Annotated in this window: 15 protein-coding genes and 1 pseudogene; 4 read left to right on the forward strand and 12 right to left on the reverse strand. The window is 71.9% G+C overall.

Annotated features, from left to right (window positions below; genetic code table 11):
- Positions 1–325 precede the first annotated feature (325 nt).
- Complete coding sequence (locus ACWDRW_RS22935; RefSeq protein ID WP_451725817.1) at positions 326–1,333, reverse strand: stage II sporulation protein M; 1,008 nt, start codon at positions 1,331–1,333, stop codon at positions 326–328.
- A 130-nt stretch (positions 1,334–1,463) separates the two neighbouring features.
- Here ACWDRW_RS22935 and ACWDRW_RS22940 point away from each other — a divergent pair, with 130 nt between their 5' ends.
- The gene (locus ACWDRW_RS22940) at positions 1,464–2,480 is read left to right on the forward strand and encodes an RDD family protein (RefSeq protein ID WP_451725819.1); all 1,017 of its coding nucleotides are present in this window, start codon (positions 1,464–1,466) and stop codon (positions 2,478–2,480) included.
- 69 nt (positions 2,481–2,549) lie between these two features.
- Here the strand turns inward: ACWDRW_RS22940 and ACWDRW_RS22945 are convergent, their stop codons facing one another.
- Both ACWDRW_RS22945 and ahcY read right to left on the reverse strand, forming a co-directional pair.
- A complete protein-coding gene (locus ACWDRW_RS22945) occupies positions 2,550–3,164 on the reverse strand; it encodes a hypothetical protein (RefSeq protein WP_451725820.1) in 615 nt (204 codons plus the stop codon).
- A 177-nt stretch (positions 3,165–3,341) separates the two neighbouring features.
- A complete protein-coding gene (gene ahcY, locus ACWDRW_RS22950; RefSeq protein WP_451725822.1) occupies positions 3,342–4,799 on the reverse strand; it encodes an adenosylhomocysteinase in 1,458 nt (485 codons plus the stop codon).
- A 410-nt stretch (positions 4,800–5,209) separates the two neighbouring features.
- Between ahcY and ACWDRW_RS22955 the strand changes: the two are divergent.
- Together ACWDRW_RS22955 and lepB are read left to right on the forward strand one after the other, a co-directional pair.
- Positions 5,210–6,187: pseudogene (locus tag ACWDRW_RS22955) on the forward strand (fructose PTS transporter subunit IIA); the annotation flags it as partial.
- Between the two features lie 141 nt (positions 6,188–6,328).
- Complete coding sequence (gene lepB / locus ACWDRW_RS22960) at positions 6,329–7,006, forward strand: signal peptidase I (protein WP_451725823.1); 678 nt, start codon at positions 6,329–6,331, stop codon at positions 7,004–7,006.
- Between the two features lie 118 nt (positions 7,007–7,124).
- Here lepB and ACWDRW_RS22965 read toward each other — a convergent pair whose 3' ends face one another.
- The 6 genes from ACWDRW_RS22965 to ACWDRW_RS22990 all read right to left on the reverse strand — a co-directional run bounded on the left by ACWDRW_RS22965 (position 7,125) and on the right by ACWDRW_RS22990 (position 11,727).
- The gene (locus ACWDRW_RS22965) at positions 7,125–8,111 is read right to left on the reverse strand and encodes a cation diffusion facilitator family transporter (RefSeq protein WP_451725825.1); all 987 of its coding nucleotides are present in this window, start codon (positions 8,109–8,111) and stop codon (positions 7,125–7,127) included.
- A 125-nt stretch (positions 8,112–8,236) separates the two neighbouring features.
- The gene (gene manA, locus ACWDRW_RS22970; RefSeq protein ID WP_451725827.1) at positions 8,237–9,388 is read right to left on the reverse strand and encodes a mannose-6-phosphate isomerase, class I; all 1,152 of its coding nucleotides are present in this window, start codon (positions 9,386–9,388) and stop codon (positions 8,237–8,239) included.
- Between the two features lie 66 nt (positions 9,389–9,454).
- On the reverse strand, positions 9,455–10,582 hold the full coding sequence (locus tag ACWDRW_RS22975) for an SIS domain-containing protein (RefSeq protein WP_451725828.1): 1,128 nt from the start codon (positions 10,580–10,582) through the stop codon (positions 9,455–9,457).
- Positions 10,583–10,616: 34 nt separating this feature from the next.
- Positions 10,617–10,787 carry a Trm112 family protein gene (locus ACWDRW_RS22980; RefSeq protein ID WP_007382472.1) on the reverse strand — a complete coding sequence of 57 codons (171 nt, stop codon included), beginning with the start codon at positions 10,785–10,787 and terminating at the stop codon, positions 10,617–10,619.
- 152 nt (positions 10,788–10,939) lie between these two features.
- Positions 10,940–11,239: an L-lactate permease gene (locus tag ACWDRW_RS22985; protein WP_451725829.1), complete on the reverse strand. Its 300-nt coding sequence runs from the start codon at positions 11,237–11,239 to the stop codon at positions 10,940–10,942.
- A 65-nt stretch (positions 11,240–11,304) separates the two neighbouring features.
- Positions 11,305–11,727: a DUF3499 domain-containing protein gene (locus ACWDRW_RS22990; RefSeq protein ID WP_200705038.1), complete on the reverse strand. Its 423-nt coding sequence runs from the start codon at positions 11,725–11,727 to the stop codon at positions 11,305–11,307.
- Positions 11,728–12,022: 295 nt separating this feature from the next.
- On the opposite strand from ACWDRW_RS22990, the gene ACWDRW_RS22995 reads away from it, so the two are divergent.
- On the forward strand, positions 12,023–12,472 hold the full coding sequence (locus tag ACWDRW_RS22995) for a metallopeptidase family protein (protein WP_451725970.1): 450 nt from the start codon (positions 12,023–12,025) through the stop codon (positions 12,470–12,472).
- A 70-nt stretch (positions 12,473–12,542) separates the two neighbouring features.
- Here the strand turns inward: ACWDRW_RS22995 and ACWDRW_RS23000 are convergent, their stop codons facing one another.
- From ACWDRW_RS23000 to ACWDRW_RS23010, 3 genes are all read right to left on the reverse strand, one after another.
- Entirely contained in the window at positions 12,543–13,343 is an 801-nt protein-coding gene (locus ACWDRW_RS23000) for an HAD-IIB family hydrolase (protein WP_451725830.1), read from the reverse strand.
- A gap of 201 nt (positions 13,344–13,544) precedes the next feature.
- On the reverse strand, positions 13,545–15,047 hold the full coding sequence (locus ACWDRW_RS23005; protein ID WP_451725831.1) for a DUF5719 family protein: 1,503 nt from the start codon (positions 15,045–15,047) through the stop codon (positions 13,545–13,547).
- Positions 15,044–18,679: a glycosyltransferase gene (locus ACWDRW_RS23010; protein WP_451725832.1), complete on the reverse strand. Its 3,636-nt coding sequence runs from the start codon at positions 18,677–18,679 to the stop codon at positions 15,044–15,046. Before ACWDRW_RS23010 ends, ACWDRW_RS23005 begins: the two co-directional genes overlap by 4 nt.
- Positions 18,680–18,821 lie beyond the last annotated feature (142 nt).

Genomic DNA, 18,821 nt, shown 5'->3' on the forward strand with positions numbered 1-18,821 from the left:
CTTGCGTTTCCGACTCTATCAGATCTTTCCGATCCGATTTCCTCGGTGCTTTCCAGGTTCTCGCTTTCGCGTTTCCCTTTCCGGCGGTTCCGACTTTATCAGAAGTTTCGAGCCGGTCTGACCGGCCATCCTTTTCCGATTGATCGGGGGCGCTTCTCAGTAATCAACTTGATCGATACTTCAAGAAGCGGACAGATTGTCACTGTCACCGACCGGACCATGTCCAGTCCAGGCAACTGTTCGAATCTACCTCCCCGATCGATCCGTGTCAACGGCTCTCTCGGGGCGAAGAGGAGACTAGCAGCTCATCAGGTGTGTCCGCACATCAGGCGGCCGCCGGAAGAGTGGCGCCGCGGTCTGCTTCCTCCACGTCCCCCGTCTCGCCGGCCCGCGCTGCACGGCCGCCGACTACATAGACGTACGCCAGGAATGCCAGCTCAGCCACGACGCCGATGGTGATGCGGGCCCAAGTGGGCAGGCCCGACGGGGTGACGAAGCCTTCGATGGCGCCCGAGACGAAGAGGACCACGGCGAGGCCTATCGCCATGCCCACGGCGGCGCGGCCCTCCTCGGCGAGGGCGGTGCGGCGCGTACGTGGGCCGGGGTCGATGACGGTCCAGCCGAGGCGCAGGCCCGTGCCCGCGGCGACGAAGACCGCTGTCAGTTCGAGGAGGCCGTGCGGCAGGATCAGGCCCAGGAAGGTGTCGAGGCGGCCCGCGGAAGACATGAGGCCGATTCCGACACCGAGGTTGAGCATGTTCTGGAAGAGGATCCAGAGGACCGGGAGCCCCAGGAAGACGCCCAGGACCAGGCAGAGCGCGGCGGCCTGGGCGTTGTTCGTCCACACCTGGGCGGCGAACGAGGTCGCGGGGTGGCTGGAGTAGTAGGTCTCGTACTGGCCACCGGGGCGGGTGAGCTCGCGCAGCTCGGCGGGGGCCGCGATGGTGGCCTGTACTTCGGGGGTGGTGCCGATCCACCAGCCCAGCAGGGCTGCCACCAGAGTCGACAGCAGGGCCGTGGGTACCCACCAATGGCGGGACTTGTAGACGGCCGCGGGGAAGCCATGGGTGAAGAAGCGGGTCGCGTCGCGCCAGGAGGCACGACGGGTGCCTGTCACGGCACTACGCGCGCGTGCCACGAGCTGGCTGAGCCGACCGGTCAGTTGCGGATCCGGGGCGCTCGACTGGATCAGGGAGAGATGGGTGGCGGTGCGTTGGTAGAGGGCGACGAGTTCGTCCGCCTCCGCGCCGGTCAGGCGGCGCTGGCGTTGGAGCAGGGCTTCGAGGCGGTCCCACTCGGCGCGGTGCGCGGTGACGAAGACGTCGAGGTCCATCTGTGTTCATGCTCCTCGGCTGTTCGTCGGCGGCCCGTCGTTGGTGTCAGCTTGTCGTACTGGCGCGCGATGCGCTCTCAGCTTGGCAGACTGGCCGTTCCAGGGGCAGGTCGGGGAAGGACGGGCAGGCGTGAGTGAGCTGGTGACGGGCGAGGCGGTGGCGCTTGAGCTGCGCCCAGCGAGGCTGCCCAGCAGGGCTCTCGCCGTGTTGCTCGACTTGGTCGTCGCCGTCGCCGTCTACATCGCCGTGACGATTGGTCTGGTCGCGGCCACCGCTTCGCTGGACGAGGCCGCGCAGGTCGCGCTCTCGATTGCCTCCTTCCTTCTGGTGCTGGTCGGTGCGCCGATCGCGGTCGAGACACTCAGCCACGGACGTTCGCTGGGGAAGCTGGCCTGCGGGTTGCGGGTGGTGCGGGACGACGGCGGGCCGATCCGGTTCCGGCATGCGTTGGTGCGAGGTGCGATCGGTGTCATCGAGATTCTGCTGACCTTCGGGGTCGTCGCCTGTGTCGCGTCGTTGGTCTCTGCCCGGGGTCGACGGCTCGGGGACGTGTTCGCGGGCACGCTCGTGGTGCGGGAGCGGGTGCCGCAGGCCCAGGGTGGCTTTGTACCGCCGCCTCCGCCGTGGCTTGCCGGACGGTTCTCGGAGCTGGATCTCTCGGCGGTTCCCGATGGTCTGTGGCTTGCCGTACGTCAGTACCTGACCCGGATGCAGCAGCTGGATCCGCAGGTCAGCTGGACCATGGCGGAGCGGCTCGCGTCCGATCTGGCCGCTCGTACGGCGACGCCGGCGCTGCAGGGGGTGCCGCCGGCGGCGTATTTGGCGGCCATGTTGCAGGAACGGCAGGCCCGCGAGGCGAGGCGCACATTCGCGAACGGGGCGGCGGCGCCGACCGGCGCGACTCCGGCTGGCCCGACTCCGGCGGGGACGGCAACGGCCGGCGGCTGGCCTCAGCCCGCACCGGCGCCCGGTCCCTACCCCGCGCCGACGTCAGGCGTCTACGGCTACCCGGCCGACCGGCCCGCGCCTGAAACCCCGTCCGCGCCGAGCGACCCGACGCAGACCGCCGCGACGACTCGGCAGCCGGTGCCCCACGAGGAGCCCTCCCCCGACCGGCCGAGCACCGGCTTCGTGCCGCCTGCTTGACCCTGGGTCGAAATTCCCGGCCCCGCAGGCCGCCTGCCCTCGCTCACCCTCACGCGACCAGCCGCACGCTCAAGCGAACGACGACGGCGGCGACTCGAGGTCTTCGAGCTCGATCCCCGGCGCCGACAGAACTACGTCCCCCGCGATGTGCACGGCGTGCTGTTCGCCCGTGTCCAGGGCTGTGACCTGGTACTCGTCCACGGCCAGGGGGCCGTTGTCAGTGGCGTGTGCTTCTCTTTTCAGCAAGGCCCAGGACTGGTCGACGGTGCGCGGGGCGAGTACTGGGTCCGTGAAGGCGACGAGGCGTACGCGAGTGGCGGAGTCGGAAGGGGTGAGGCGCAGGAGACGGGTGGTGGCGATGAGGAACGCGGGGGACGTGCCGGTGAAGGCATGGGCGCGCACATTGCCTTCCGTGGCGTCAGTCCCTGCGGGGTCCGTACGGACCCAGGTGACGCCGTCGAGCGCGGCACCGCGCACCTGCCAGCCGCCTGCGTGCAGTTCGAGGCGGATGGGGCGGCCGAGTTCGTCGAGGGTGAGGTCGACGGACCCGCTGTGATCGCCCGAGGGGGCGGTGAGCTGGGATACGTAGCGCCAGCCGGAAGGGCCGGGCGCGCAGTGGAAGTGCTCTTCTGCGAGGGGGGTGTGATCGTGCGGATCGTGGAGCGAATAACGGCCGCGGGGCATGGGGGTCCTGAGTCGTGACGGGCTGGTCCGGCCGCTGAGGGCCAGACGGGCAGGCCCCCGGCACGGGGGTGCGGGGGCCTGCCCTGAGGACCTGTTGCTGGTGAGCGCGTCCGTGCACGGACGCGCTCCTCACGGGCAATGGTTCGAGAGCCGTGTCAGCAGCGCTCGAGAGCCGTGTCAGTAGCGGTAGTGGTCCGGCTTGAAGGGACCGTCGACCTCGACGCCGATGTAGGCGGCCTGCTCGGGGCGGAGCTTGGTGAGCTTCACACCGAGTGCGTCCAGGTGGAGGCGGGCGACCTTCTCGTCGAGGTGCTTGGGCAGCACGTAGACGTCGGTCGGGTACTCGTCGGGCTTGGTGAACAGCTCGATCTGGGCCAGGGTCTGGTCCGCGAAGGAGTTGGACATCACGAACGACGGGTGACCGGTGGCGTTGCCCAGGTTCAGCAGGCGGCCCTCGGACAGGATGATGATCACCTTGCCGTCGGGGAAGGTCCAGGTGTGGACCTGCGGCTTGACCTCGTCCTTGACGATGCCCGGGACCTTGGCGAGGCCGGCCATGTCGATCTCGTTGTCGAAGTGACCGATGTTGCCGACGATCGCCTGGTGCTTCATCTTGGCCATGTCCGCGGCCATGATGATGTCCTTGTTGCCGGTCGTGGTGATGAAGATGTCGGCCTTGTCGATGACCTCGTCGAGGGTCGTGACCTGGTAGCCGTCCATCGCCGCCTGCAGGGCGCAGATCGGGTCGATCTCGGTGACGATCACGCGGGCGCCCTGCCCGCGCAGGGACTCCGCGCAGCCCTTGCCCACGTCGCCGTAGCCGCAGACGACCACGGTCTTGCCGCCGATGAGGACGTCGGTGGCGCGGTTGATGCCGTCGACCAGGGAGTGGCGGCAGCCGTACTTGTTGTCGAACTTCGACTTGGTGACGGCGTCGTTGACGTTGATCGCCGGGAACAGGAGGGTGCCGTCGCGGTGCATCTCGTACAGGCGGTGGACGCCGGTCGTGGTCTCCTCGGTCACGCCGCGGATCTCCGAGGCGAGCTGGGTCCACTTCTGCGAGCCGTCGGTGATGGTGCGGTGCAGGAGTTCGAGGATGACGCGGTGCTCGTCGGACTCGGCGGTGTCGACGGAGGGGACCTTGCCGTCCTTCTCGTACTCGACGCCCTTGTGGACGAGGAGGGTGGCGTCGCCACCGTCGTCCAGGATCATGTTCGGGCCGCCGGTGGGGGTGTTCGGCCAGGTCAGCGCCTGCTCCGTGCACCACCAGTACTCCTCCAGGGTCTCGCCCTTCCAGGCGAAGACCGGGACGCCCTGCGGGTTGTCGGGCGTGCCGTTCGGGCCGACGGCGATCGCGGCGGCAGCGTGATCCTGGGTGGAGAAGATGTTGCAGGACGCCCAGCGGACCTCGGCGCCGAGGGCGACCAGGGTCTCGATGAGGACGGCGGTCTGCACGGTCATGTGCAGGGAGCCGGTGACGCGGGCGCCGGCGAGGGGCTGGGCCTCGGCGTACTCCTTGCGGATCGCCATGAGGCCGGGCATCTCGTGCTCGGCGAGGGTGATCTCCTTGCGGCCGAACTCGGCCAGGGAGAGGTCGGCGACCTTGAAGTCCTGTCGGTTCTCGACAGTCGTCATTGCGAGCTGCTCCTCGGGGTTGGGGCGAGGTGGGTAGGGCTGGTCTGCGCGGCGGCGGACACAGGGGTGCCCGAAGAGGACACAGGCATGCCCGCGTGCGCGCAGCGCAGTCCGTCGGAGGCCCTCTCTCCCTCGGCCGGTCCGTGTCGGGACCGACCGACCGCCATCAGCAGCGACGTCTGGCTCTGTTCCAAGCTACACCGGACGACCCGGCGACCCCAGTCCGCTCCGGGAAGATCACGTCAGCGCGGGCGACTTCGGGGGGCCGGTGAACCCGGTGGACGAAGGCTCGTGGGACCGGTGGAGGAGCGATAACAGGACACCTGCGAACGGCGGGGCAGGGTGTCACAGACCTGCGGTTTCCGGGATTTTCGGGCCTTTGAGCGGAGCGGGAGGTGATGCAGGATGCGGGGTGGTTCACGCTGATCCGGAAGCGGCTGTACACCGAGCAGGAGCGGGAGACCGGTCTGGCCTCGCTGTTCATGGGCTGCTTCGGCATATCCGAGGGCGCGATCCCGTTCGCGGCGGCGCGGCCCGCGCAGGTCATCCCCGCCAACATGCTCGGCGGCGCGGTGGCCGGAGCGGTCGCGGGTCTCGCCGGGGTCGAGGACGCGGTGCCGCACGGCGGGCCGATCGTGGCGATGCTGGGCGCGGTGAGCGGCGTACCGATGTTCTTCGTGGCGGTGGCGATCGGCACGGCGGTGACCGCGCTGACGACTGTCGCGCTGGTCGACATCGGTGAGCGGAGGCGACGGGGAGAGCCGGTCGTCGACGCGCCTGCCGTCGTGCCCGAGCCCGCGCTGGTCGGCGCGGCTGCGGTGGCCGCGGAGAGGGGGGCGGTGCCGACGGCGCGTGCGCCGGAAAGGTCCGCGCCTGAACAGTCCGCGCCCGAAGAGTCAGGACCCGAAGAGGTGGCGAAAAGGGCAGCGGCCGAAGTCCTGTCCGGCTATCTGACCCCGGACACCGTCAAGGTCCGGCTCGACGCCGGTGACAAGGGCGCCGCCATCCGGGAGATGGCGGAGCTGCTGGCGCGCACGGGCAGGGTCGCGGATGTGGACGAGCTGGTGGCGACGGCGCTGCGGCGGGAGGCGCAGGGGACGACCGGGCTCGGCGAGGAGATCGCGATTCCGCATGCCAAGACGGACGCGGTGTCGGCGCCGGTCGTCGGGTTCGCGCGGTCCGCCGAGGGCGTCGAGTGGGCCTCGCTGGACGGTACGAAGGCGAGGCTGGTCTTCATGATCGCCGTACCGGAGGCTGCCGCGGGCGATGAACATCTGCGGATTCTGGCGCTGTTGTCGCGAATGCTGATGGACCCGGGGTTCCGGGAGCGGCTGACGGCGGCCGCGGACGAATCCACGGTGCTGCGGGTGCTGAGCGAGATCCAGTAGCCGGGGCGTCGGGTCCGATCCGGGTGCCGCGCCAGATCCAGTAGCCGCCGTACGGGTCCGTGCACCGCGGGCCCGTACGGCCGTTCGTATCAGGCCGATACCCTCTGCCGCTGCGGGAGTTCCGCATGGGGAGGGAGTGGCATGGACGCGAGCACGGCGCGCGGGCTGACGGTGACTGCGTGGGTGGCGGGGTTGTTGGGGCTGGCGATGGTGGTCGGATCCCTGGTGTGGCTGCGGACGGGCTTCGTGCTGTCCACCGTCAGCAGCGACAGCATGTCGCCCACGTACGGCATCGGGGACCGGATCGTCGCCGAGCGCGTCGGCGGGGACGAGGTGCGGCCGGGCGACGTGGTGCTGTACTCGGCGCCCGAGCGGTACGGGTCCGGGGTGAACGTCATGCAGCGCGTCATCGGGGTGGGCGGCGACCGCGTCGTCTGCTGCAAGAACCAGGACACGCCCCAGGAGACGCTCACCGTGGACGGCGAGCCGCTGCGCGAGTCGTACGTCAAGGACGGCATCGCGGACGGGCTGCACCGGCCGTACGAAGTGGCCGTGCCCGAGGGCAGGCTCTTCCTGCTCGGTGACCATCGGCAGAACTCGCGCGACTCGCGCCTGTTCCCCGAGGACCACGAGGGGACGGTTGCCGTGGAGGCCGTACAAGGTCGGGTGATCGACAGTTACGCGGGCCCCCTGCTGCTGGGTTTGGCCGCCCTGATCGGGCTGGTGCTGGCCCTGATCGGGCTGGTTCTCGCGATCGGGGTGCGGATCCGACGGCGGCGGCCCGCGGTGGACACGGTGTTGTGGCCCGACAATTTGTGACGCGTGCGTCGCCGCGGCGGCGGTGACGCCACCGTCGTCGCGTCATCCGTGACGCCACCGTCGTACGACGAAGGGGTCCGCCGAGTCATCTCGGCGGACCCCTTCTCCGTGACGGGCGTCAGTGGTCGGTGCTCTCCGGGGCCGGGGCCGGGCCTCCGGGGGTCGCCTCGCGGTCGGCGCCGCGGGCTGCCTCGGCCTCGCTGTAGACGTCCGGCTCCAGGTAGATGACACGGGCGATCGGAACGGCGTCGCGGATACGGGCCTCGGCGGCGTCGATGGCCGCGGCGATCTCGCTGGCCGTGTCGTCGTGCCGGACGGCGACCTTGGCGGCGACGAGCAACTCCTCGGGGCCGAGGTGCAGCGTGCGCATGTGGATGATGCGGGTGACGGTGTCGCCGTCGACGATCGCGGCCTCGATCTTCTGGGTCTCGTCGGCGCCCGCAGCCTCGCCGAGCAGCAGCGACTTGGTCTCGATGGCCAGGACGACCGCGATCAGGATGAGGAGCACACCGATGCAGAGGGTGCCGATGCCGTCCCAGACGCCGTCGCCGGTGGCGAGGGCGAGGCTCACGCCGACCAGGGCCAGGATCAGACCGACCAGCGCGCCGAGGTCCTCCAGAAGCACGACGGGCAGCTCGGGGGCCTTGGCGTGGCGCACGAACTCCTTCCAGGACTTCTTGCCGCGCAGGGTGTTGGACTCGACGATGGCGGTGCGGAAGGAGAAGGTCTCGGCGATGATCGCGAAGACGAGGACGCCCACCGGCCAGTACCAGTGCTCGATCTCGTGCGGGTGCTTGATCTTCTCGTAGCCCTCGTAGAGGGCGAACATGCCGCCGACGGAGAAGAGGATGATCGAGACGAGGAAGGCATAGATGTAGCGCTCGCGGCCGTAGCCGAAGGGGTGTTGCGGGGTCGCCTCGCGCTGGGCCTTCTTGCCGCCGACGAGCAGCAGGCCCTGGTTGCCGGAGTCGGCCAGCGAGTGCACCGACTCGGCGAGCATCGAGGACGAGCCACTGAACAGGAACGCCACGAACTTCGCTACCGCGATTGCGAGGTTGGCGGCGAGTGCCGCCACGATCGCCTTGGTGCCGCCTGACGCGCTCATGAGTTCGCGTTGTCCCTTCGTACGCCGTCCCGGGCGCGGCCCCTTCTGGCTTTGCCCGTCCTTTGCCGGTGCGCCATTGTTGCAGCCTCGCCGGGGTGCGGCGCGTCAGGTGTCCACAGCGTCGGTCATACGATCACAGTGGCGCGGAAAAGTGTGCCCGTACCGGACACTTCGGCCTTCTCCCCCGCCGCCGCGAAGACCGACTGACCGGGGCTCAGTTCGTGCTCCCCGACGCGGACGGAACCCGCGGTGCAGAGCAGGATCTGCGGGGTGGCGCGGGTGAGGTCGTGGCGGGCGGTGCCCTCGGGGAGGACGTACCGGGACAGCCGGAACTCGTCGATCGGGGTCTCGTAGACCTCCTCGCCGTCCGGGGCGGCCTCCGGGCGCAGGACACCGGGGTCGGCGGCCTCGAAGCGGACGACGCGCAGGAGTTCGGGGACGTCGACGTGCTTGGGGGTCAGTCCGCAGCGCAGCACGTTGTCGGAGTTGGCCATGATCTCGACGCCGAGGCCGTTCAGGTAGGCGTGCGGGATGCCCGCGCCGAGGAACAGGGCCTCGCCCGGCTGGAGTCGGACGTGGTTGAGGAGCATCGCGGCGATGACACCGGGGTCGCCCGGGTAGTGGTGGGCGAGATCGGCGTATGGCGCCCAGCCGCCGCCCAGGCGGTCACAGGCGGCGGCGGTCTCGGTGACCGTGCGGGTCATCTCGTCCGGGTCGGCGGTGAGGATCGCGGTGAGGACCTCGCGCAGGGCGGCGTCCTCCGGATGGGCGTGCAGCAGATCGACGTACGGCTTCAGGGAGTCGACGCCGAGGCCGTCGAGCAGATCGGCCGCCTGCACCGGGTCGCGGAAGCCGCACAGGCCGTCGAACTCGGTGAGGGCGCAGATCAGTTCGGGCTTGTGGTTGGCGTCCTTGTAGTTGCGGTGCCCGGCGTCGACGGGGACGCCTCGGCGCTCCTCCTCGGCGTATCCCTCCTTGGCCTGGGCCAGGTTCGGGTGGACCTGGAGGGAGAGCGGGGCACCGGCCGCGAGGAGCTTCAGCAGGAAGGGCAGGCGTGGGCCGAACTTGGCCACGCACGCGTGCCCCAGTTCCCGCTCCGGGTCGGCGCCGATGATGTCGACAAGGGTGCCCCGGCCGGTGCGCGACGGAGCGCCCGGGTGGGCGCCCATCCACATCTCCGCCTGCGGTTCGCCGGTCGGTTCGACCCCCAGCAGCTGCGGGATCGCGGTGGTGGAACCCCAGGCGTAGGGGCGGATGGTGTTGTCGAGGCGGTCCATGCGGTTCTCTCTGCGTACGACGCGGGTTTCGCTCCGCGTACGACGGTCAGGGCGTCCTGAGCAAGATCAGGCGCCCGAGGCGAGCGCCAGGTAAACGGCGGCGAAATCCGTGATGGCGATCAGCTCCGCGAGGGTCTCCAGTTCGTCGCCGGGCTCCGGTTCCAGTTCGCTGATCGGCGTGTCGTGGCCGAGGGCCAGTTCACGGGCGGCGGGGGCGGCGCTGAGCCCGCCGCTTGGGCGGTCCCGGAGCAGCACCACGCGCGCGTGCATCGCGGGGGCCTCCTCCACGCGGTCGCGGAAGAAGTCGTCCGGGTCGGCGCTGGCGGCCAGCGGCCCGGCGAGCAGGGCGCTGTGCGTGGCGAGCGCCTCGGGCAGTTCGGCGACGACCGCCGGGCGGCCGGCGAGTTCGGCGAGGTCGGCGGCGAAGCGGCGGCCCGCGGGCCCGGCCGACGTGCCCTCGGTCCAGATCACAGGGAGAGCGTCGGCGAGTTCGGCGGCCAGGGTCTTGGCGGGGTTGCTGTACGTGGCGATGGCGGGCCCGCAGCGCTCGGCGATGTGGTCGAGGCGGTCGGCGACCTTCTCCAGGCCGTCGGCCGGGGCGGTCAGCAGCCCGATCCGGTCCAGCAGCGCGAGCAGCGGGGTGAGCAGGGCCCACAGGACGCCGGGGGCGGAGGCGGCGAGGGGGGTGTGCTCCTCGTACGGCGCCGTCGCCATCGGTACGAACAGGCCGTGGGCGGTCTGCAGCGCCTCGGCGAGCGGGGTGCGCGCCGGGGCCACGGCGACGACGGTGCAGCCGCGGCGGTAGGCCTGCTCGGCGAGCAGGGACAGGCCTGGTTCGGTGCCGTCGGGGGTGGCGATGAGCAGCAGGTCCACGGAGCCGGCCCAGCCGGGCAGCTCCCAGCGCAGGGCGCCGGCGGCGGGGGCGACGCCCGCGGGGGCCAGCCGGGTGACGGGACTGCCGGCGCCGGCGAGGGTGCCGAGGAGGTCGGCGACGCAGATGGCGGCGGCGCCGGGGCCCGCGATGAGGACGGCGCGGGGGCGGCCGTCGGGTTTGAGGTCCGTCACGCCGGCCTCGACGGCGTGCCGGGCGGCGGTGCGGACCCGGGCGCCTGCCTCGGCGGCGCCGCGGAGCAGCCCGCGACGGTCGGCCTCCGAGAGGGCCTCGGGGGTGTCGAGCAGCGATTCGTCGAGCACGGTCGGCAGCCTCCGATCGCCGGGGGGTGGCGGGTTAGGCGGGGCGGCGGGCCTCGTCGACCAGGAGGACCGGGATGCCGTCGCGGACGGGGTAGGCCAGGCCGCAGTCCTGGCCGGTGCAGATCAGCTCGGTGTCCTGCTCCTTGAGGGGGGCGTGGCAGGCCGGGCAGGCGAGGATCTCCAGGAGACCGGCTTCGAGCGGCATGGGGGTCCCTTCGGGGCGGTGGGTGTCGCGGATGTGCCTGGTCAGGGTACCGCTGGTGGGGGCCGGACGCCGGGGGTTGGGGCGGGTCGGTCCGGGGCGAGGCACACGCGACCGGAGGGGGGACGGCTCGCCCGCGGGCGTCACGGCGGCGTTCACCCGGGCACCGGCGAGCCCTGCCCCACCACGATCAGGCACCTCACCGTCAACAGGCCGATGCTCCACGGCAACCTTTTGCGCAGCAGGTCACCCGCCTTGCCCGCCAGCCCCACGGCGGCGCAGGCGATGGTGAGGTCCTGCGGGGAGATCATCTTGCCGAGGATGCCGCCGGAGCTGTTCGCCGCCGCCGGCAGGGCGACCGTGGCGCCCGCGCCGGCCAGGGCGGCGTCGATGTCCGCGAGTTGGGCGGAGAAGCTTCGACCGAGACGGATTGGCCGTGTCCGCGACAAGGCCACGTCGATGGTCGTGCGTCGTTCGCTGAACGCGCAGGCGGAGAACTGCCGGAAAGGGTGACGCGAGGTCAGTTGTCAGGAGAGCGCAGGACCCTGAGGTGACCGCGGCGCGCGACCTCCATCGGGTCCGCGGAGCGCGCGCCGCCACCCGCCTCCGCGGCGCGCTCCTGCGGACGGGCCGCCTCGCGCACGGCGTTGGCAAGCGCTTCCAGGTCGTCGCCGCTGGGGCGGGCCGGAGCGGAGCCGTCGAGGAGGCGGACGACCTCCCACCCGCGCGGGGCGGTCAGGCGCTCGGAGTGCTCGGCGCACAGGTCGTAGCAGTGGGGTTCGGCGTAGGTGGCGAGCGGGCCGAGGACCGCGGTCGAGTCGGCGTAGACGTACGTCAGCGTCGCGACGGCGGGGCGGCCGCAAGCGGTGCGCGAACAGCGACGTACAGGGCTCACGACGTTGGACGGTACCGCACTCTTGAGCGGGCCGCGACGACTCTCCATCAGGTCACTCCACCGTGTCGTGGCGCGAAACGCCCCACACGCCCCTTCTGACACACCTCTCTGACCTGCGGCGACGGCGATTTCCGGCCGGTCGCGCAGAAGGTGGCTTGGTCATCACTTGGTACAAACCACGTCATTTGCTCGGAGATCGCCGGTCCTGGAGAGATACGGAATCGAGCCCAACCTTGGCTGGAATGGTCATCCGGCGACATGGCGTGTCGGGTGGACGGCCCGTGGCCGCGAAGGGGTGCGGCGCGGGGCACCCGGCCCCGGCGAGGACTAGGCTTCACCAGTGATGGACAACCCCGTACCGCCCCGTGCCGCCGGCCCCGGGCCCCGCCGTCGTGATCGCCACGGTAGGGGCATGCGTGGGCCGATCGCGCCCCCGCAGGTGCCACTGGCGGCGAGCCGTGCCGAGGCTTTCGCGGACCTGGTGCAGGACTCCGTGGAGCGTCTGGAGCGGCGGTGGCCGCAGCTCGCCGAGATCGACTTCCTGGTGCTGGAGGTGCCGCCCCTGAACGGGCGCGGGCAGGCCTGGAACGACGAGGCGGTGCCGCTGGGCGGCACGATCGCGGCGCGCGAGGGGCGCCCCGCGCGCGTGGTCATCTACCGGCGGCCGGTGGAGATCCGCACCAAGGGACGCGACGAGCGGGCGGCGCTGGTGCACGAGGTCGTGGTCGAACAGGTCGCCGAGATCCTCGGACTCACCCCGGAGACGGTCGATCCGCGCTACGGCGAGGACTGACCGGGCTGTCCGGACGTACGCGGAACCACCGGGCGGCTCCTACCCGAGCCGCCCGGGCACCGAGGACGGGTCAGCGCAGGTCCAAGGGCTCCAGGAGCGGAGGAACGGGACGCTCCGGCGTCTCGCCGAGCAGGGTGTCGATGTAGTCGGCGGTCTCCTCCCAGCCGGTGACGGCGACGCAGGGGACGCCCATCTCCCGGACCGGGTAGTCGTTCCCGCCCTCGTCGAGCCGGTCGCCGATGAACAGGACCTCCTCCATCCGCAGATCGAGGTGCTCGAGCAGCCGCTGCATGCCGTACGCCTTGTCGATGCCCTTCTTCGTGACATCGATGGACGTGGAGCCGCCGCTGCGGACCTCCAGGCCGGGCAGTCGCTCGGCCGCGTACTCCCGCAGCGCCCCGCGGCGCGAGCCGTCGGGGTCCCAGGCGGCCTTGGCCTGGTGGGGTGCCTGCTGGCCGAGGGCCGAGAAGGTGACCTGACTGCCCCGGTCCTCGATCACGTCACCCCAGGTGTCGTCCTCCCAGAGCCCCAGGGACTTCGCGCCTTCCGTCAGCACCTCGATGACGAGGGACTTCTCGTCCTCCGAGAGGTTCTCGCAGTAGATGTCCTGCCAGGCGCCCGACTCCCACCTCAGGTAGCGCGTCCCGCACGTCGGCATGAGGTGGAGGCGTTCGGCGAGTTCGGGGGTGAGCGGCAGTTCCTCCAGGACCTGGGTCTGGAACTGCTCGTACCGGCCGCCCGAGATGATGCAGACCTGCTTCTGGGACAGCAGGCGCATCAGGCACTGGGACATCCTGGGCGTGATCTTCGCCTTGGAGAGGGCGAGAGTGTCGTCCAGGTCGAACACCACGATGCGAGTCGACGGTTCCAAAGCGCATTCCTCTTCTTCATGATCGCCATCGGCCGGGCGGAGTCGTCTCCGGTGGCCGAGCCTGATTCTGCCGACCTTCGCGGCCGGCTGGACCAGGAACCCCCCAACCGCCTGATCTGAGCGCAACCTCCTCATCCTCGGAAAATTTGAACAATGCGTCAAGATTCGTCAGACGGGGCTCGGCGCACCGGTCAGGGGCCCTCAGTTGAGGACCGAAAGATCCTGTTCCGCCTGCGGGACCTCCACTGTTCCACGGTCGTCCGGCAGGGGCTGGATCGTGAAGGCGGGGACGTCTCCCTGGGGTGCGGACAGGGTGCGGGAGCCGTAGACCGGACCGCCCGAGACCGTCTCGACCGTGAGCGCGTAGGCGCCCTTCAGGCCTGACGGCGCGGGCAGGGCGATGGCCTGGGTCGTGCCCTTCTTGATCGTGTACGTCTTCGTCGACGCCGTTCCCGCCTCGGTGCCGGCGGACGCCGTGACCTTCACCTGGGCCGTCGCCGTCGGGGCCGTCAGGGCGAGGGTCGTGCCCTTGGCGGTGTTCTCCGCCGTGGTCGCGCGGGTGCCCACCGCCCGTGTGGCCGGGATGAACGCCGTCTCCTGGTCGGCGCCCTCGCCGCGGGTCACCCTGAGCGCGGCCACCACCGGGACCGAGCCGTCCGTGGGGGTCAGGACCACCGAGCCCGGCTCGCCGCGCGTGACGTCGCCGAGGTCGACGGCGGAGGTCATGCCCGCCTTCACGTGCAGCGTCTCGTTGCCGGCCGGGGTGATCAGGCCGGACGGGGAGGCGAGCTGGATCTTCAGGTCGGCGTCGGAGTCGCCGGGGGTGAAGGCGACCAGACGGACCGCCTTGGCGTCCTTGGGAATGCCGGGCAGGACGAGGCTGCCCGTGGGGTCCTCGGACGCGGCCAGCCAGTCGCCGCCGAGCTTGTCGTCCAGGGCCTGCACCGCGGCGCCGACCCGCCCGCTGCGGACGCTGACGTGCACGGTGAGGTTGGTCTCCCGCTTGCCGTCGACGAGCGGCGACAGCAGGACCGGCTCGGTGGAGTGCGGGTCGACCTGGATGCCGTCCGGGATCGACGTCTCCAGGGCGCCGTCCTTGCCGTACAGCTCGATGTCGACGACGGCCGCCGAGTCGTCGGGGTTGGTCAGGTGCACGTAGTCCGTGCGGTCGGCCGCCGTGCTGGCGCCCGGGAACCAGAACTCGGTGTCCGGGGCGGTGCAGTTGACGCCCTGGAGGCCGCGTCCGGTGCCGGCGGTGACGTCCGTGGTCTGCTGCACGGTCCAGCCGGGCGCGAACTTCCCCTCGGCGGTGCCGACGAGGGCGGGCGAGTCGGCCCCGGAGGCGTCCCCGGTGACCGGCTTGCCGGGCTCCTTCGGCGCCAGGAAGGGCTTGTCGCCGCTCTTCGCGTCGTCGTCCGTCTCGTCGCCCTTCTCCTCCGTCGACTTCCCTTCCGCGGCCCGCAGCTCCGCCGTTCCGTCGCTCCCCGCGCCCTTGGTGACCGGGGTGAAGGACGTGTACGTCGTCTCGGCGAGGTCCGAGGTGCTGGGCGTCGGGCAGAGCAGGCTGGTGCGCTCCACGGGCAGCACGGCGGCCGCCTCGGCGCTGTCCTGGCCGGAGGCCTCGGGCACGCTCAGCGCGGCGAAGCCGGTGACGGCGGCGAGCGCGGTCACGCCGGCGAGCAGGGAGAGGGTGGTGCGGTTCACTGCTGGCTCCCGTCAGGACGCTCGTGCGGCTGCGCCGGGTCGTAACCGGGGTCGTACCCCTGCTGTTGATACGCCTGGTCGTAGGCGGTCGGGTCGTACGTGCCCTGCTGGGCCTGTCCGCCGTACGCGTACGGGTCGTACTGGCCCGCCTGGTACGGATCCGCCGGATAGGCCTGGTCGTAGCCGCCCGCCGGGTACGCCTGACCACTCTGGTACTGGTCGCCGTAGCCGCCGTACTCGGGGGCGCCCGCGTAGCTCGGGGTGTCGTGGTCGCCGTAGGGCTGCTGCTGCGGGACCGGGGCGGCGGGCGCCTCCTGGGGAGGCGCCGGGAACTCCTCCGGCCCGTCCTGTTCCTCGGCCTCCGCCTGGGCGCGCAGGCGGCGGGCGCGGCGGCCCTCGCCGGCCACGGCCTGCGCCGGGACGGGCGGCTCCTCGGGGAGGTCGTCGTCGATGTCGCGACGGCGGCCGGGCAGGGCGAGGACGACGAGGACGACGGCGAGGGAGCCCTGGGCCCACAGCCAGGCGGTGTGGCCGAACGAGTCCTCGAAGGTGACGTCCAGCCGCCCGCCGGAGGCGGGGAGTTCGAAGCCCTGGGCCCAGCCGTCGACGGTGGTGCGGGTGAGCGGCTTGCCGTCCAGGGTGGCCGTCCAGCCCTCGTCGGCGGTGTCGGCCAGGCGCAGGATCCGGCCGTCGGCCCCCGGCTTGATCTCGGTGTGGATCTCGACGGGACCGGCGGCGACGGGCTGCGGGGCGGCGGATCCGGCGACGATCGTGGCCCGCGCGACATCGTCGCCGACCCGCCACAGCGCGGTCCCGCTCTTCTTGCTGAGCCGCTTCAGGCCGGGGGTGGCGTCCAGCACGCGCGCGACCTCGCGCGGGGAGCCCTGCTGGACGAGGACGTAGGCCACGGCGTACTTGCCGAGCTGGTCGGCCTGGTCGGCGCCGGAGCCGGCGACCAGGTTGGCGACGACCTTGTCGAGCCCGGTGTTCTCGCCCGCGGCCGCGGCGAGTTCGGCGTCGCCGAGGCGGGCACCGGAGCCGCGGACCAGGGTGTAGCTGACGTGGGCCGCGGAGTCGCTGTCGAGGACGAGGGTGCGGCCCTGGTCGCGGTTGCCGCTCTCCTCGGCGACGAACGCCGGCACCTGGACCGGCTCGCGCCGCTCCACGGGTCCGTCGGCGCCGTCGATCATCCAGCCGACTGCGGCGAGCAGCGGGCCCACGGCGCAGGCCAGGGCGATCAGCGCGGCCACCGGCTGGCGCCAGCCGAAGCTCTGCTCGGCGACCCGCGAGCGTGCCCCGTCGGCGCCGAGCAGGGCGGCGGCCAGCAGGGCGAGGCCGTAGACGAGGGTGGCGGGTCCGGCCCAGGTGGAGTTGTTGGACAGGACCGCGAAAACGAGGCCCACCAGGGCGACCGCCCAGGCGGTCCGGACGCCGAACTGGCGCTCCGAGCGCAGCAGGGCGGCCAGCGCGGCGAGGACGACACCGATCAGCATCAGTCCGCCGACCGTGCCGGGGCCGCCGGGGCTGGCGCCGAGCAGGTCGAGGGCGGAGCCGGCCGAGGCGCCGTACTCCAGGCCGGCCTCCTGGAAGAAGCCGAACGGCAGCAGGGTCAGCGACCAGGGCGCGAGGACCAGCAGCGGGGTGCCGAGCTGGGCCAGGAAGCGCAGGCCGTAGGCGGTGATCTCGGTGCGGCGCACGGCCAGCAGGGCCAGGCCCAGCAGCAGCGCGACCGGCCACACGATCGGCGTGAACGCGGTGGTGACCGTGAGCAGCAGGGCGTACGCCCAGGTGGCCCGCCAACTGCCGCGCGCCCCGGAGGTGTTCGCGAGGCCGCCGGCGGCGACTCCGGCCCGCGCGATGAGCGGGAGCAGGACGGCCAGGACAGCGGTACCGATCCGTCCGCCGGCCAGGGCGCCGGTGGCGGCGGGCAGGAAGGCGTAGACGACGGCCGCCCACGCGCGCAGCAGGCGCGACGTGACGAGCGGACGGGAGGCGAAGTAGGCGCTGACCCCGGCCAACGGCACGGAGCAGACGAGCAGGACGGTCACCGCGAGTCCGGTCGAGCCGAACAGGACGGAGGCCAGCATCGCCACGACGGCCAGGTACGGAGGCGCGGACGCGGTGCCGCCGGCGCCGACCGGATGCCAGGAGTCCAGGTAGCGCGACCACAGTTCGGCGGAGTCGGCCGGGGCGGGCAGCAGGGCGCCGCCCGCGAGGGCTCCGGCGCCGAGCAGGGCGCGGCAGGCGGCGAGCGAGACGAGCAGCAGCACCAGGAAGAGCACCGGTCCCGGCTTGCGGGCGACGCGCTTGAGGCGGGCGAACTGCTCGATCTCCAGGAAGTCGGCGTCGTCGCCGCCCGGTCCGGACTCGATGCCGCCGCCGTGCCGTCCGGCGCCCGCGGTCGCCTCGGGGTCGGAGCTGCCGAAGAGGCTGCCCGCGGCCTGCTCCACGGTGGCCCGCACGGTCGCGCCGGGCGGCGGGAACAGCGGCCGCAGCTCACCCTTGTCGACGACGGGCCGGCCGCGGGTGCGCCGTCCGGCGATGATCCGCTCGGGCCGCAGCAGCACGCCCAGCAGACCGCGGATCTCGTCGACGGCCTGTCCCGGCACCTTGCCGACGAGATAGGCGACGGTCCTGAGCAGGGTGCCGAGCACCAGACGCAGCAGCACCCAGGGCAGCACGGCCGAGCGGGTGTTGACGAGCAGGGTGTAGACGGCGCCGGCCTTGTCGACCTTGTGCGGGGAGGCCGTGGTGCGGCCGGCGCAGTCGACGGTGCGGCGCTCGCGGGAGGCCGCCTCGGCATGGCGTACGACCGCCTCGGGGGCGACGAGGACGCGGTGGCCGGCGGCCTGGGCGCGCCAGCAGAGGTCGACGTCGTCACGCATCAGGGGCAGCCGCCGGTCGAAGCCGCCGAGCTGCTCGAACACGTCGCGGCGGATCAGCATGCCGGCGGTGGACACCGAGAGCACGGACCGGACGTGGTCGTGCTGGCCCTGGTCCTGTTCGCGGCGGTCGAGGCCGGTCCAGCGGCGGCCGGAGTGGGCGATGGAGACGCCGACCTCCAGCAGCTGCCTGCGGTCGTACCAGCCGCGCAGCTTGGGGCCGACGACGGCGACGTCGTCCCGGCCCAGCTCGAGTTCGTTCTCCACGACGCGCAGCAGCTGGGCGAGGGCGTCGGGTTCGGGGGCGCAGTCGTCGTGCAGCAGCCACAGCCACTGCACCGGCTCGCCGTGCGGGAGCTCGGGCAGGTCGTAGGCGTCGTCGCGCCACGTGCGCGTGACGGGGTCCCAGCCGCTCGGCCGCTTCAGGTACGGCAGCTCCTCGGGGGTGAGGACGGGAGCGGTGCGGGCGGCTTCCTCGACGGCCTGGCCGAAGCCGGTGCGCCGGGCGAGGTGCAGCACCCGGTCGGCTCCGAGGGTCTCGGTGACCAGCTGCGCGGAGTCGTCGGCGCTGCCGGTGTCGGCGGCCATGACGGACTGCACGGGGCGCTCCTGGCCGAGCAGCCCGGCGAGCGCGTCGGGCAGCCAGCGGGCACCGTCGTGGGAGACGAGGACCGCGGTCACCACATGACGCGGGAACTCTGGTGTGGCAGCGGCGTCTTGACGCGCTGTCGTGTGGCTGTGCACGGACATCGAGGTACGGGCCCCGGTTCGGTGGACTGCGGTGGACGCCTGTGCCTCCTCGGGTACGAGGGGACAGCGGGGCGTCTCGGACGAGCGACCACACTATCGGCTGGGCACGACGGCGGCCCGCCGCCTGTGGATAACCCACCTG

Source organism: Streptomyces sp. NPDC003635, from assembly GCF_053587635.1.